The sequence below is a fragment of the Peribacillus sp. V2I11 genome (genome assembly GCF_030817135.1).
GTDB classification, from domain to species: Bacteria; Bacillota; Bacilli; order Bacillales; family DSM-1321; genus Peribacillus; species Peribacillus simplex.
The window spans coordinates 4,607,511-4,620,412 of the sequence record NZ_JAUSYW010000001.1; the positions used below are offsets into that span (position 1 = coordinate 4,607,511).

The window sequence follows — 12,902 nt, forward strand, 5'->3', positions numbered from 1 at the left end:
GAGGAGGCTCCCCGACCGCCCGCGGAAAGCGAGTGCCTGGAGTGGAAATCAACGTCCAAATTGTACAAGCCATAAAATAGACAAACTCGATTTTCATCGAGTTTGTCTACAGTCTGAGCTGACATCAAATATGATGTCAGCTTTTTTTTTGGAAAATATCAAGTATTTGAAGAAGGGCTGTAAATGTAGTGAAGAAAAGCAAAGGGAATAAAAAGTTAAGCCAGAGAGAAGACAGTAGCGGATGCAGCAGTATGCCAAGGAAAATGGAGAACAGAAAAAGGTCGAGAATGATAAACACTCTTAAACTGTAAATATCAAGGACTTCTTCAGCAAGTTCACGGTGCTCATTCAAGATGGCTTTTTTATTATTGGTTTCCATGCGATCACCTTAAACCTTTTACGATTATATATTGTTGATATATGAAAAGAGCGGATCAATGGTTCTTCTCCTAATGAATGTGCAACCGAAATTACCAAAAAAACATAGAGTTTTTACACTGGGACAATATGTTATACTAATATAATAGTATGAAAGGTTTAGAGATTTTAAATAACATATATTTTCTTAACAATAATGAGGAATAAAGAAAGGGGAGAAGAGTGTGAAAAGGAAGAAATGGTTATCCATACTTGCATTATTTGTCTTTTTACTCTCCATGCTCTCCTATTCATTAGCAAAGGGTGAAGGGGTAAAATGGCGGAATTTACCCAAAGATAATCTTTTAAGACAAGCTGAACTTTTTAAGGGAAATAAAGAATTGCAAAGAATATTTTTATTTCCAGAAGACGAGTACGATGAAAGGGAAGCACTTAAAATTGCTGGAACCATTAATAAACTGCCTCATTCCCTTTTGGTGAAAACTGCTGAAAGTGGTGTAAGGATCAAACTATTCGATGGTGATTTAACAGAAAATCAATCCGCGGCAAAATTAAAGGGGAAAACTCCGCGTGGTTATATGAATAAAGAAACAACTTGGGATGATGTGCCTGGTATGGGCGGATCACATACGGTATTGGTTAAAATCGGAGCAAGTGACAAGGGCAACGGGCATGGCTCCATTAATTTGGAACTGCATGAGCTGGGTCATTCAATTGATAATATAGTGTTTAATGGAATCCGTGAAGACATGGATTATTTGAAGATTTGGGGGAAGGAAGTGGATGGGCTGTTTCCTGGACAGACGTATTTTTCCAATTACCCTGAGGAATACTTTGCAGAAACGTTTGCCATGTTTTATGTGAACAATGAACAAAATCAATTGCTTAGACAAAAAGCACCCGAGACTTATAATTTTATTAAACAATTAGATTAAACATTGGGCAATAATACGTTAAAATAAGGAGAATGAAAGTAGAAAAGGTGGTTTATCATGAAGCAATATTTAGATTTATGTAAGCATGTACTCGAAAATGGATCGCAAAAAGGTGATCGTACGGGAACAGGAACGATCAGTACCTTCGGATATCAAATGAGATTCAATTTAAAAGATGGATTCCCTGTACTAACAACGAAAAAGGTTAGTTTAAAAGCGATAATCCATGAACTATTATGGTTTTTGAAGGGTGATACGAACGTTGGCTACCTTCAGGAAAACAGCGTGCGCATTTGGAATGAATGGGCTGATGAAAAGGGGGAATTAGGTCCGATTTATGGTCATCAATGGCGTTCTTGGGGAACGGCCGATGGAAGGCAAATCGACCAAATCAGTGAATTGATCGAACAAATCAAAACGAATCCAAATTCAAGAAGATTGATAGTCAGTGCTTGGAATGTTGGGGAACTGGACGAAATGGCCTTGCCGCCTTGCCATGCTTTCTTTCAATTCTATGTCGCTGATGGCAAGCTTTCATGCCAGCTATACCAACGTTCAGCGGACGTCTTTTTAGGTGTTCCTTTTAATATAGCTTCATATGCGCTCTTAACGATGATGATCGCACAGGTGTGTGATTTGGAAGTTGGCGAATTTGTACATACTTTCGGGGATGTCCACATCTACTCTAACCACCTTGAACAAGTGGAACTGCAGTTGACTCGTGATCCAAAACCATTGCCAATCATGAAAATCAATCCAGATGTGAAGAATATCTTTGATTTTAGCTTCGAGGACTTCGTTCTGGAAAATTACGAAGCCCATCCCCATATAAAAGGTGAGGTGAGCATATGATATCGTTGATAGTGGCCATGGATCGAAATCGTGTGATAGGTAAAAATAATAAACTGCCATGGCATTTACCGGCAGATTTGCAGTATTTTAAACAAGTGACGATGGGCCATCCGATCGTCATGGGCCGAAAAACATTTGAATCGATCGGCAGGGTCCTGCCTGGCCGGGAAAATGTCATCGTTACCCGCAATCAGGATTTTAAGGCGGAAGGCTGCGTAGTTTTACATGACATTGCCCAAATCAAAAAGTTTGCAGATAACCATGATGAGGAGGTCTTCGTGATTGGCGGAGCCGAAATCTTCAAGGAAATCCTTCCTGTTACCGACCGTCTATATATAACGGAAATTCATGAAGCCTTTGAAGGTGATACGTTCTTTCCCGTGATTGATGAAAATGAATGGGATAAAATCTCCTCAAACCCGGGCATCATCGATGAAAAAAATCGATATGCACATGATTTTATTATTCTACAAAAAAAATAAAGTGCTAATCCGATTATGGGGAAATGACCATAATCGGATTTTTTTTGGTATGGAACAAACAAAAGAAAGAATTTTTAGAAAAATCAATTACATTAATAACAGTAAAGTGCTATAATGATTGAATTCATTAGGAATAGAAAGAGGGATTGTTATGAATCAGACTGCATCTAAGAATAGGGGGATTCAATTGGAAGATATTCTAATTGCCTATAGAGAACTGAAAGAAATCGTTTTGCATACTCCTTTACAAAAGAATCAGAGGCTCTCTGAAAAATATGATTGTAATGTTTATTTAAAACGCGAGGATCTACAACACGTACGTTCCTTTAAATTAAGAGGGGCTTACTATAAAATGAAAAGCCTGACCGAGGAAGAGACGAAGAATGGGGTCGTTTGTGCCAGTGCAGGAAACCATGCACAGGGAGTTGCTTTTTCCTGCAGCCAATTGGGTATTCACGGGAAGATTTATATGCCTGCTACAACTCCAAGGCAAAAAGTTGATCAAGTTCAGCTATTCGGAAGGGATAATGTGGAAATCATCCTTATCGGGGATACATTCGATGATGCATTTGCCATGGCGATGGAATGCTGTAAAAAAGAAGAGCGTTCCTTTATCCATCCATTTGACGATGAAAAGGTAATCGCCGGGCAGGGTACAACGGCTGTAGAGATCCTGAATGATTGTGAAGATGGAATCGACTATGTATTTGCCGCTATGGGCGGTGGCGGTTTAATGGCCGGAGTATCGAGTTATTTCAAATCGGTTTCCCCAAAAACGAAATGCATTGGAGTGGAGCCGCAAGGTGCTGCTTCGATGGAATACTCCTTCAAGGCAGGAAAAGTTTCTGAACTTGAAAACATAGATACATTCGTTGACGGAGCAGCTGTCAAGTGTGTGGGACAGTTGACATATCAGCTTTGTAAGGAAAACCTGGAAGATATCGTTGTCGTACCTTCAGGCCAAATCTGTACGACAATTCTCGATTTATATAATCAGCATGCGATTGTCGCTGAACCGGCAGGGGCTATATCTGTAGCCGCGTTGGATTTATACAAAGAACAAATCAAAGGCAAAACGGTTGTTTGCATGGTCAGCGGAGGGAATAACGACATTGGGCGCATGCAGGAAATTAAGGAGAAATCCTTATTATATGAAGGGCTGCTTTATTATTTTATCGTGAATTTCCCACAACGTGCTGGAGCTTTAAGGGAATTCCTTGATGAAGTGTTAGGACCGAATGATGATATAAGCCGTTTTGAATATACGAAGAAAAATAATAAAGAAAGCGGGCCGGCCCTGGTTGGTATAGAGCTAAAAGATAAAAATGATTATGAAGGGCTCATTCAAAGGATGAACAAGAAAGGATTCTCTTTCTTAGAGGTCAATAAAGACAGTAATTTATTTCACTTATTGATTTAATCATGGACAAAATGTTAAATTAGGATAGAATAATACCTATGTTTTTAATTTTATTCTGCCGGCCCAGTCGTATATGGGCATACTGTCGATAATTGTTACCATTCTATGACGAATTGCCAGTTCCCTTTCAATTGGTTGGAAATGGTATTATAATCGGAGTAGGTCTAATTACAACACCAAAGGGGATGTATCCATGTCGAACATTGGAGTACCTGGTCTAATTCTCATCTTAATATTGGCTTTAATTATCTTTGGTCCGAAGAAACTTCCAGAAATTGGCCGTGCTTTTGGACAAACGCTTCGTGAGTTTAAAAAATCCACGAGTGATTTAACAAAAGGTGATTATGAAGAAGATAAGAAGCTACAACAAAAAAATCATGAATGATTGAATGCTGGGCGTAAGATGGAATCGTCTTGCGCCTTTTTGCTGGAACAAAGATACGGATTTTCAGATGAAGGCGTGATCAACTTTGGAAGATAAAGAATTAAATATCATCGATCATCTCGATGAATTGAGAAAACGGCTCATCATAACGGCTGTTGCTTTTGTCATCTTTTTTATCGCCAGTTTTATTTATGTTGAGGAGATTTATAATTGGTTCGTGAAAGATCTCGATTTTGACCTGATGGTATTGGGACCGAGTGATATAATCTGGATTTACTTTATGCTTTCAGGTGTCGTAGCCATTGCCGCAACGATACCGGTAATTGCTCTGCAAATCTGGTTATTCGTTAAACCCGCTTTGATGCCAAATGAAGTAAGGGCGACCCTTGCCTATATTCCAGCACTTTTCCTGCTTTTTATCGGAGGGCTTGCTTTTGGTTATTTTGTCATCTTCCCGACCATTCTTCAATTTTTGATTGAATTGGGCGATGGGATGTTCATAACCAGTTTTACAGCGGATAAGTACTTTTCATTCGTATTTAATATGACGATACCTTTTGCTGTTTTATTCGAGCTTCCAGTCGTTACCATGTTTTTGACCTCACTTGGCATAATTAATCCTTATGTGCTTCAAAAGTTAAGGAAGTATGCATACTTTGTACTGGTTGTCATAGCGATATCGATTACGCCGCCTGACTTTATGTCAGACTTTATGGTGATGGTTCCACTGCTGTTATTATACGAAATCAGTATTTCTTTATCTAAAGTCGTCTATAAACGAAGGGTGAAACGTGAAAGCTTGCGGGAAGGCACCTACGAGGAAGGTTTATAAAAAGAAGCCCATAATGGCATTTTGCCTTGTGGGTCTTTTTTTTAATGAAAGTCAATCTGATTTATCTGTTTTTTTACACATTTGAATATTTATACTTTTGGATTTATTGTGTATAATATAAGCAATCGGTAAAAAATGAGGATTGATATTTTGATGTTCAAATGCTTGGAATTCAAAGATTGTTTTGGACATAAGGTCACAATTTCAGAAATACCTGTCTTACTGCCTAGTGATCCGAATTTTTTTATGTTGACCGTGCGTTTGGAAATGTTTGTTAAGAAGGTTTTTGCCAATAAAGATCATAAAGAAAATTACTCATTTAAGCATTATTTAGCATCCGTACTCAAATGGCCCGTTTATAACAAGCTTTTTTTTGGAAGTTTACTCAATAATGCTTAATGCGGACTGTTCCATAGCTAACTTCTCCGTTAAAGGGGATGACACAAATGCCATGAAGTTACGAATAAATCGGCATGTGTTCAGGTTAGCTCATGGAACGGTCTTTTTTTGTGTAATCATTTAAAAAGATAAGTATCACTTCACTTGAAAAAAAGAAGACCTTTGGTTTGAATGCGTACCTTGAATAGGTATAATACAATAGATATGTTAATTTAGGGATGTGTAATGATGAATAAAGTTAAGATAGTAACAGACTCGACAGTAGATATGACACCAGAGGAACTGGAATTTTATGAAATAACAATGGTCCCTTTATCGATCTTTATAGATGGAGAGACTTTTTTGGATAAGGTTGAAATCGAACAAGAAGAATTCCTGAAAAGGATGAACCAGTCAAAAGAATTGCCAAAAAGCTCACAACCAGCCGTTGGTACCTTTGTGGAGGTATATGATGAACTCGGAAAGGACGGCAGCGAGATTATTTCCATACATATGACAGGTGGCATGAGCGGCACAGTTCGCTCAGCGGAAAGCGCAGCTAGCATGTCTGAAGCGAATGTTACCGTTCTTGACTCGAAATTCATTTCAAAAGCGATGTCATTCCAGGTGATAGAGGCAGCGAAGATGGCGAAGGAAGGGAAATCCGTAGCGGAGATAATTGATCGACTGGAACATATTAAAAAGCAATCAAGTTTAATCATTGTCATAGAAACACTTGATAACCTCGTAAAGGGTGGAAGGATTGGCAAAGTTTCTGCTTTTATCGGTTCATTGCTGCACATAAAGCCGATTGCACTTCTGGACGATGGTGTACTGAATCCTGTATCCAAAGCCAGGAGCCAGTCACAGGTCGTGAAGTTCATCATCAAGAAATTCAAAGAAGATACTCAAGGTAAAAAAATTGGTGGCATTGGATTTGTACATGCAAATGGTCTTGAAATAGCGGATAAGGTCCGCCAGGCCATTGCAGACTTAACGGGATATCAAGACATAAAGATAGAAGCAACAACTGCCGTTGTCAGTACTCATACAGGTGAAGGCGCCATGGCAATCATGTATTATTGGGACTGATATGGATAAACCGTTATAAACTGCGTATCGCGGAGGTTTTGTCACTTTTACAATTGTCTTTAATTCGTAGAAATAGTTGCTGTTCTCATTCCAATTGGTCTGTTAGAATAAATGAAGTAACAGAATATTTAATACATAAAGGACGGGGTAGGGATGAGAAAGCTGCGTTTGCTTATGGCAGCTATGGGAGCATCAATTTTTTTGCTGTTGACAGCATGCGGTTCCAATGGTGTACCTGATGCTAAAAATTGGGACCTTGAAGATTTCAGTTACATTGATCAGGAGGGTAAACCTTTCTCAAAAAGCGATCTTAAAGGAAAGGTTTGGGTAGCGGATTTTATATTCACAAGCTGCGAGACAGTCTGTCTCCCCATGACTTCGAATATGACGAAGCTGCAGCAGCAATTGAAGGATGAAGGTATTACGGATGTAGAGTTCGTTTCCTTTTCCGTGGACCCGGAAATTGACAAACCTGATGTTTTAAAAAGGTTTGGTGACCAATTTAATGTGGATTACGGCAATTGGCACTTTCTGACCGGTTATGGTCAGGAAGAAATCGAACAGTTTGCATTGGATAACTTTAAAACGATCGTCAAAAAACCAGAAGCAGAAGATCAGGTGATTCATGGGACCAGCTTTTTTCTAATTGATCAAGAAGGAAAGATCATCATGGATTATACAGGTCTGCAGGATATTCCCTTCGATGAAATCATTAAGCATATTAAAATTTTACAGAATTATTGAACAGGTTAAATGACCTGTTCTTTCTGTTTTCATCCATCCTTTAATATGATTTCATTAAAGCTTTAGCGATGGTGAAAATGAGGCAATTTGTTTTTGAGAAACAGCGGCAGCGAAGAATGATTTCGCATGCTCAGTACATGCTAATTTTTATAGGACTAGCTTTAATTCACTGCATTTTTCATATCGTATAGTAAGGAATGCTCAAGCTAAAAGTACAATGAAGGTATTTTGTTTGCAATCTTTCGTTTTCTGCATGATATAATGTATGGGTAGGAAGGTGAGGGTCATGAGGTACAGAATCACCTGTCTTTTCATATGCCTAGTATGGATCTCAGGCTGCGGTCAAAGTGAAACAGCCTCAAATCAGCCATCTGTTCAGCAGAAAAGCATAGTTGAGCTGAGTAAAAAGGAAACCATTCCTGCCAGCTTTTTTCCGGACCCTGTGAAAATCGTATCGATTGGCGATTCCTTGACTCAAGGTGTCGGTGATAGTAAAGATAATGGCGGGTATTTGCCTTATTTACAAAATAAGCTGGAAAAAGAACCATCGATTACTTCCGTTGAGATGATTAATCATGGCATACGTGGAAATAGGACCGACCAACTATTGAAAAGGCTGGATAAATCTGGGATTGAAGAAGACATAAAGCAAGCTGACTCGATTGTCGTCACAATCGGTGGAAATGATATCATGAAGGTCTTTAAGCAGAATTTCTCGAACTTGGAACTGAATCAGTTTGATTCGGCAAAAATAGGTTATGAAAAAAGATTAAGGCAGGTACTTGATAAGGTTCGTTCCGAAAATGATCATGCGCAAATTTACCTTGTGGGCGTCTATAATCCATTTTCCAAATGGTTCGCAGATTTTTATGAACTTGATATGATCATGAATGATTGGAATGAAAGCGGGAAAGAGATTATCGAGGAATATGATTCAGCCTATTTTATTGAAATAGCAGACATTTTCGAGAATTCCGAAGAAGATTTGCTGTATGCTGAGGATTATTTTCACCCAAATGACCGCGGATATGAATTAATCGCGACAAGAATCTATAATGATATGGATATTACCACTATCGGAAAGGACACATTGGAAGCGAGTGCCAAAGGAGATGATGACCAAGAATGACAAATGTCAAATGGAAGACTTTGTTTATTTCCCTATTAGCCCTAAACATCCTGGTCATCCTGTTTGTAACGATTTTAGTTAATCTGCCGACTAAAGATAAAGATCTGATACCAAAAGTAAGCCACGAAGAAGATATCCAATTTCAAATTCACACGAATCGGGAAGATTTGACAAGGTTAATCAACCAGTATCTGGATAACGAGGGATTGACGGGATCCATTCACTACGAAGTGTATTTAACGGATGAAGTAGAGTTATATGGAACGATGCCATTTTTCAACCGTGAAGTGGAAATGAAATTGACTTTTGAACCAATTGCCCAAAAGAATGGGGATTTAATCCTAAAGCAAAAATCAATTGCAGTCGGGCAAATGAACCTTCCTGTTTCATATGTAATGAATTTAATAAATGAGCGTTATAACATGCCGGATTGGGTTAGCATCAGTCCCAATGACGAAAGTATTTATGTGTCATTACAGGATATGGAACTGAAAAGCGATGTTAGGGTGAAGGCGAAAGAATTCGACCTAGAAAATGATGATATTTCATTTTTATTGACCGTCCCATCATCATTACAGTGATAGTGAATAAATGGATAAAAAACCAGGATCGATGCATCCTGGTTTTTTTCCATTTATGGAGAGAGCGTTAGGGTCTCTAGTGAGGATGATTCCCGATTCGATCCGATTATATAAATGGTTGAGGGAGTATTTTCTTGGAAAGCCTTGTTTGGCAAAGGGAATGCGATCTCTTTTGTCCCAGCTATCCTCACTTCGAAGTCTACTATCATGGGATGAATATTAAGGTATTCGCCTGCTTTCCCGAAATGGAGTTGATCAAAAACGACATCTCCATTTTTGACTGCAATATCCACCGAGAGTAAATCCCGTGAAAGCTGGATGAATCGGACCTTTGCTTCATTTGGAGGAACAGATGGATTATCTTCGAAAGGTAACATTTTCAACGGTTCATTAGCCAGGGTAGGTGCTAGAGCAATGGTATAGGAAGTCCCGCTTTCGAGAGCCACTTTACAGCTTAAAAGAGGTGGGGTGCTTCGCCCGCTGCGGTATATATCCAATTGGTACTTGCCAGAGGGCAGTGGTAAATAACCATTGTTCTCTTTATAAGAGAAATTTTTGAGGATACGCATTTCACTTACATAAACATCAAATGAGGGAGCTGTTGGGGCAGCATGTAAAAAGCGAACTTGTGCAGGCAGTAGGACATTCATTTGTTCATATCTCAATTGTTGTGTTGATTTTTCGAGACTTTTCAAATGCTTATGGTAATAATAATCATGCAATTGCGGATCGCTGTTTTTATAATAAGACGATAGTAAATCATATGTTACCGATTTTTGTGAATATGATTGTTTATCGCTCATTTCCAACACCTCTCATTTTTCCAGTATGTTCTTATCATATGTTTTTATGCTTGGGCGTGTGTCTCCCATTTAAAAAGGGAAGGGATCATTTTCGTGAAATGGGTCAATCAGCATATTATTTTACAGGGTAATATAAAAGCGTTAAAATGCATTCAATGGATTGTTTGTAAAAAAGGAGGATTTTCATTTGACAAAGCAATTAGAGAAAGCAACATTCGCAGGTGGTTGTTTCTGGTGCATGGTGAAACCGTTCGATGAACAGCCTGGCATCGAATCAGTTATCTCTGGCTATACGGGCGGGACTACGGAAAATCCCACGTACAAAGAGGTTTGTTCTGAAACCACGGGACATTATGAAGCTGTTCAGATCACCTTTGATCCAAACGTATATCCATATGAGAAGTTAATCGAGTTATTTTGGCAGCAAATTGACCCGACAGATGCTGGCGGGCAATTTTATGACCGGGGAAGTTCTTATCAAACGGCCATATTTTATCATGACGAAAACCAACGTGAAATTGCAGAAGCATCCAAAGCGAAGCTGCAGGCGAGCGGGAAATTTTCCGGACCGATCGTAACACCGATTATACCAGCCAAAACGTTTTATCCAGCCGAGACATACCACCAGCATTATTATAAAAAGCAACCTGAGCATTATGAAAGATATTCGATTGGCTCAGGACGCAAAGCATTTATACAACATCACTGGGGGGAAAAAAATGAAAAGTAAAGATGAATTAAAACAGAAACTCACTCCGATTCAATATGAAGTCACGCAAAATAATGGAACGGAACCAGCCTTTAACAATGAATATTGGAACTTGAAGGAGGAAGGATTATATGTCGATATCGTCTCAGGTAATCCTCTTTTCACTTCAAAGGAAAAGTTCGATTCAGGCTGCGGTTGGCCAAGCTTCACTAAACCGCTTAAAGAAGAGGAAGTGGTGGAAAACCTCGATACAAGTTATGGTATGAGAAGGATCGAGGTTCGCTCAAAAACTGCCGATTCTCATTTGGGTCATGTTTTCAATGATGGGCCGGGACCGTCGGGATTACGCTATTGCATCAATTCTGCTTCATTAAGGTACATCCCGCTCCAAGATCTTGAAAAAGAAGGATACGGAGAATACAAAAAGCTTTTTGATTGATTGGAAAACCCCCCATCAGATAATGATAGGGGGTTTTATATTGGATATTCAATCTGAGATGATTGACGCGATCCGGACATTTGGAATGGTGGTACGTTCCATTGCTTTAGTCCTGCCAGTCACCTCAAAACGGACAGTATGTGAACCGGGACGGAGCCCATTTGTGACAAATAAATATCTTTCACGGGCAAATGGCCACCAAGTATTCAAAGTCGTGATTTCATTTCCGTCGATCCATACATTCACTTCTCCGCCATCAGGACTTCTAAGCAGTTTCACACCAAGCATACTTCCCTTGAAATTATATTCAATCATACTGCCCTTTTCACTACTAGTGAAATAGCCGCCCCTTGGACGGAAACCGCTCATTTTTTCATAGTGGTCAATTTCCGATAATTCAAATCCAGAACGGGCATGAAGCTTAGATGGAAGACCTGCTACAGCCTTCTCCTGTTTGATGTTATCCAGGAACCGTTCATAAATTGCATCAGCATATAATTTATAACCAAGCCCATTTGGATGAATCAAATCTCTGGTCAGCTGTTTTTCCGTATATCCTGAATCTTTGAATACCGGTGGCATATCCACATTAGTTGCACCGTAATGTTTGGATAAAATTCCAATTGCAGACGCAAATTCCCCATATTTCAAGGAACTCTCTGTTATTGTGAATAATTCAGCATTAGGGTGAAGACGTTTTGCCTTTCTCATTAACGCTTCATATGTCATGGTAAAATCATCGACATTCATATATTTGCGATCATTTTCACCAAAAACGAAGAAAATCAGATCTTTATGATCATGCTCCCTTCTTTGGGAAAGCTTGAATAAACCTTCAAAAGCAGTGGCTCCGCTTTGGACCACGTAGTCTCCGTGTAAAGGAATATCATTGGTTCCATTCATCTTATTTTCTAGCTGTTTGAACCATGTTAGATTAGGCTTTTCAGCCCCCGACCCTCTTCCGATACTGTCACCAATAACGAGATACTGAATGGGCTGGCCTGCTTGGAATTTTTGATAAACAGTTATCGAATCATCTGATCCATATGTTTTAGGAACTTTTTGAAGGATATAGCTGATTAGAAGGATCGTGGCGATTGCAGCGAAAGGGATGAAGGATTTTGCGTTCGTTTTCAATTATGTTCCCCCGTATTAACCTTTTATGTATCTAACTGGGTATGAGATAGCTTAAAGAGGCTAAGAATTGTTTTTTCCTTATTATATCCCAATTTTAAAGTAACACAATAAATATGAAACGTTTTTTTGACATTTTTCATGGTTACTCTTGGTATTTCAGCCATTGAATGATGAACGGTGATGAAGGTGTTGATTGAAGTTTTTTTAAAATCCAGAAAAATAGGCAAATGCACAGACCAAGGCGGGCGTATTGACATATGGTAAGGTGTAAAGAGAAATCAGAATTCTAAAAGGAGTGAAACTTAATGTACGGATATGGTGGAAATGTTGCAGGACCAGGGTACGGTTATGGTGGAGGTGGATACGGCGGCGGTTGCTGCGGATTTGGATCAGGCTTCGCAATAATCGTTGTCTTGTTCATTCTATTGATTATCATCGGTGCTTCATTCTGCTGCTAATTGAATAACCCAAAGACCAGTTGATAAAGCTGGTCTTTTCTTTATGTAAGGAAAATGGAGGTTTGACGGTGGACCTTTCTGATTCCATGGCAGTTGACTGAAAAGGCATGGATAAATCCAGGAAATCATGGGACAGGCGATACATAAC

Annotated in this window: 17 protein-coding genes; 14 read left to right on the forward strand and 3 right to left on the reverse strand. The window is 39.1% G+C overall.

Features of this window, described 5'->3' with window-relative positions; translation table 11 throughout:
- Window positions 1-136 precede the first annotated feature (136 nt).
- The gene (locus QFZ73_RS22530) at window positions 137-379 is read right to left on the reverse strand and encodes a hypothetical protein (protein WP_251428380.1); all 243 of its coding nucleotides are present in this window, start codon (window positions 377-379) and stop codon (window positions 137-139) included.
- Window positions 380-602: 223 nt separating this feature from the next.
- Here QFZ73_RS22530 and QFZ73_RS22535 point away from each other — a divergent pair, with 223 nt between their 5' ends.
- The 11 genes from QFZ73_RS22535 to QFZ73_RS22585 all read left to right on the forward strand — a co-directional run bounded on the left by QFZ73_RS22535 (window position 603) and on the right by QFZ73_RS22585 (window position 9,208).
- Window positions 603-1,313, forward strand: coding sequence for an anthrax toxin lethal factor-related metalloendopeptidase (locus tag QFZ73_RS22535; RefSeq protein WP_251428383.1), 711 nt, complete (start codon window positions 603-605; stop codon window positions 1,311-1,313).
- 57 nt (window positions 1,314-1,370) lie between these two features.
- Window positions 1,371-2,165 (forward strand): thymidylate synthase, encoded by a 795-nt coding sequence (locus QFZ73_RS22540; RefSeq protein ID WP_251428385.1) that lies wholly within the window; start codon window positions 1,371-1,373, stop codon window positions 2,163-2,165.
- Window positions 2,162-2,647 (forward strand): dihydrofolate reductase, encoded by a 486-nt coding sequence (locus QFZ73_RS22545; RefSeq protein ID WP_251428387.1) that lies wholly within the window; start codon window positions 2,162-2,164, stop codon window positions 2,645-2,647. Before QFZ73_RS22540 ends, QFZ73_RS22545 begins: the two co-directional genes overlap by 4 nt.
- Window positions 2,648-2,798: 151 nt before the next feature.
- On the forward strand, window positions 2,799-4,067 hold the full coding sequence (gene ilvA / locus QFZ73_RS22550; protein WP_251428389.1) for a threonine ammonia-lyase IlvA: 1,269 nt from the start codon (window positions 2,799-2,801) through the stop codon (window positions 4,065-4,067).
- A 193-nt stretch (window positions 4,068-4,260) separates the two neighbouring features.
- The gene (gene tatA, locus QFZ73_RS22555) at window positions 4,261-4,452 is read left to right on the forward strand and encodes a twin-arginine translocase TatA/TatE family subunit (RefSeq protein WP_034307557.1); all 192 of its coding nucleotides are present in this window, start codon (window positions 4,261-4,263) and stop codon (window positions 4,450-4,452) included.
- A gap of 85 nt (window positions 4,453-4,537) precedes the next feature.
- Window positions 4,538-5,284, forward strand: a complete 747-nt coding sequence (gene tatC / locus QFZ73_RS22560; RefSeq protein ID WP_063234362.1) for a twin-arginine translocase subunit TatC — start codon at window positions 4,538-4,540, stop codon at window positions 5,282-5,284.
- Window positions 5,285-5,437: 153 nt separating this feature from the next.
- On the forward strand, window positions 5,438-5,683 hold the full coding sequence (locus tag QFZ73_RS22565) for a DUF2535 family protein (RefSeq protein ID WP_251429093.1): 246 nt from the start codon (window positions 5,438-5,440) through the stop codon (window positions 5,681-5,683).
- 228 nt (window positions 5,684-5,911) lie between these two features.
- On the forward strand, window positions 5,912-6,754 hold the full coding sequence (locus QFZ73_RS22570) for a DegV family protein (protein WP_307270913.1): 843 nt from the start codon (window positions 5,912-5,914) through the stop codon (window positions 6,752-6,754).
- Between the two features lie 153 nt (window positions 6,755-6,907).
- The gene (locus tag QFZ73_RS22575) at window positions 6,908-7,498 is read left to right on the forward strand and encodes an SCO family protein (RefSeq protein ID WP_251428393.1); all 591 of its coding nucleotides are present in this window, start codon (window positions 6,908-6,910) and stop codon (window positions 7,496-7,498) included.
- 286 nt (window positions 7,499-7,784) lie between these two features.
- The gene (locus tag QFZ73_RS22580) at window positions 7,785-8,627 is read left to right on the forward strand and encodes an SGNH/GDSL hydrolase family protein (protein ID WP_307270916.1); all 843 of its coding nucleotides are present in this window, start codon (window positions 7,785-7,787) and stop codon (window positions 8,625-8,627) included.
- Complete coding sequence (locus tag QFZ73_RS22585) at window positions 8,624-9,208, forward strand: YpmS family protein (protein ID WP_251428397.1); 585 nt, start codon at window positions 8,624-8,626, stop codon at window positions 9,206-9,208. Before QFZ73_RS22580 ends, QFZ73_RS22585 begins: the two co-directional genes overlap by 4 nt.
- A 53-nt stretch (window positions 9,209-9,261) precedes the next feature.
- On the opposite strand, the gene QFZ73_RS22590 is transcribed toward QFZ73_RS22585, so the two are convergent.
- Window positions 9,262-10,011 (reverse strand): DUF4397 domain-containing protein, encoded by a 750-nt coding sequence (locus tag QFZ73_RS22590; protein WP_307270921.1) that lies wholly within the window; start codon window positions 10,009-10,011, stop codon window positions 9,262-9,264.
- 238 nt (window positions 10,012-10,249) lie between these two features.
- Between QFZ73_RS22590 and msrA the strand changes: the two genes are divergently transcribed.
- Together msrA and msrB are read left to right on the forward strand one after the other, a co-directional pair.
- Window positions 10,250-10,741, forward strand: coding sequence for a peptide-methionine (S)-S-oxide reductase MsrA (msrA, locus tag QFZ73_RS22595; protein WP_373459026.1), 492 nt, complete (start codon window positions 10,250-10,252; stop codon window positions 10,739-10,741).
- Window positions 10,731-11,159, forward strand: a complete 429-nt coding sequence (gene msrB / locus QFZ73_RS22600) for a peptide-methionine (R)-S-oxide reductase MsrB (protein ID WP_307270926.1) — start codon at window positions 10,731-10,733, stop codon at window positions 11,157-11,159. The genes msrA and msrB overlap by 11 nt, the downstream gene beginning before the upstream one ends.
- A gap of 48 nt (window positions 11,160-11,207) precedes the next feature.
- Here the strand turns inward: msrB and QFZ73_RS22605 are convergent, their stop codons facing one another.
- Entirely contained in the window at window positions 11,208-12,296 is a 1,089-nt protein-coding gene (locus QFZ73_RS22605; protein ID WP_307270933.1) for an SGNH/GDSL hydrolase family protein, read from the reverse strand.
- 305 nt (window positions 12,297-12,601) lie between these two features.
- Here QFZ73_RS22605 and QFZ73_RS22610 point away from each other — a divergent pair, with 305 nt between their 5' ends.
- The gene (locus tag QFZ73_RS22610) at window positions 12,602-12,754 is read left to right on the forward strand and encodes a YjcZ family sporulation protein (RefSeq protein WP_307270936.1); all 153 of its coding nucleotides are present in this window, start codon (window positions 12,602-12,604) and stop codon (window positions 12,752-12,754) included.
- Window positions 12,755-12,902 lie beyond the last annotated feature (148 nt).

Coding starts and splice junctions, on each gene's coding strand:
- QFZ73_RS22530 (WP_251428380.1), bottom strand. CDS start 379: ATGGAAACCAATAATAAAAAAGCCATCTTGAATGAGCACCGTGAACTT.
- QFZ73_RS22540 (WP_251428385.1), top strand. CDS start 1,371: ATGAAGCAATATTTAGATTTATGTAAGCATGTACTCGAAAATGGATCG.
- QFZ73_RS22545 (WP_251428387.1), top strand. CDS start 2,162: ATGATATCGTTGATAGTGGCCATGGATCGAAATCGTGTGATAGGTAAA.
- ilvA (WP_251428389.1), top strand. CDS start 2,799: ATGAATCAGACTGCATCTAAGAATAGGGGGATTCAATTGGAAGATATT.
- tatA (WP_034307557.1), top strand. CDS start 4,261: ATGTCGAACATTGGAGTACCTGGTCTAATTCTCATCTTAATATTGGCT.
- QFZ73_RS22565 (WP_251429093.1), top strand. CDS start 5,438: ATGTTCAAATGCTTGGAATTCAAAGATTGTTTTGGACATAAGGTCACA.
- QFZ73_RS22570 (WP_307270913.1), top strand. CDS start 5,912: ATGAATAAAGTTAAGATAGTAACAGACTCGACAGTAGATATGACACCA.
- QFZ73_RS22575 (WP_251428393.1), top strand. CDS start 6,908: ATGAGAAAGCTGCGTTTGCTTATGGCAGCTATGGGAGCATCAATTTTT.
- QFZ73_RS22580 (WP_307270916.1), top strand. CDS start 7,785: ATGAGGTACAGAATCACCTGTCTTTTCATATGCCTAGTATGGATCTCA.
- QFZ73_RS22585 (WP_251428397.1), top strand. CDS start 8,624: ATGACAAATGTCAAATGGAAGACTTTGTTTATTTCCCTATTAGCCCTA.
- QFZ73_RS22590 (WP_307270921.1), bottom strand. CDS start 10,011: ATGAGCGATAAACAATCATATTCACAAAAATCGGTAACATATGATTTA.
- msrA (WP_373459026.1), top strand. CDS start 10,250: ATGGTGAAACCGTTCGATGAACAGCCTGGCATCGAATCAGTTATCTCT.
- msrB (WP_307270926.1), top strand. CDS start 10,731: ATGAAAAGTAAAGATGAATTAAAACAGAAACTCACTCCGATTCAATAT.
- QFZ73_RS22610 (WP_307270936.1), top strand. CDS start 12,602: ATGTACGGATATGGTGGAAATGTTGCAGGACCAGGGTACGGTTATGGT.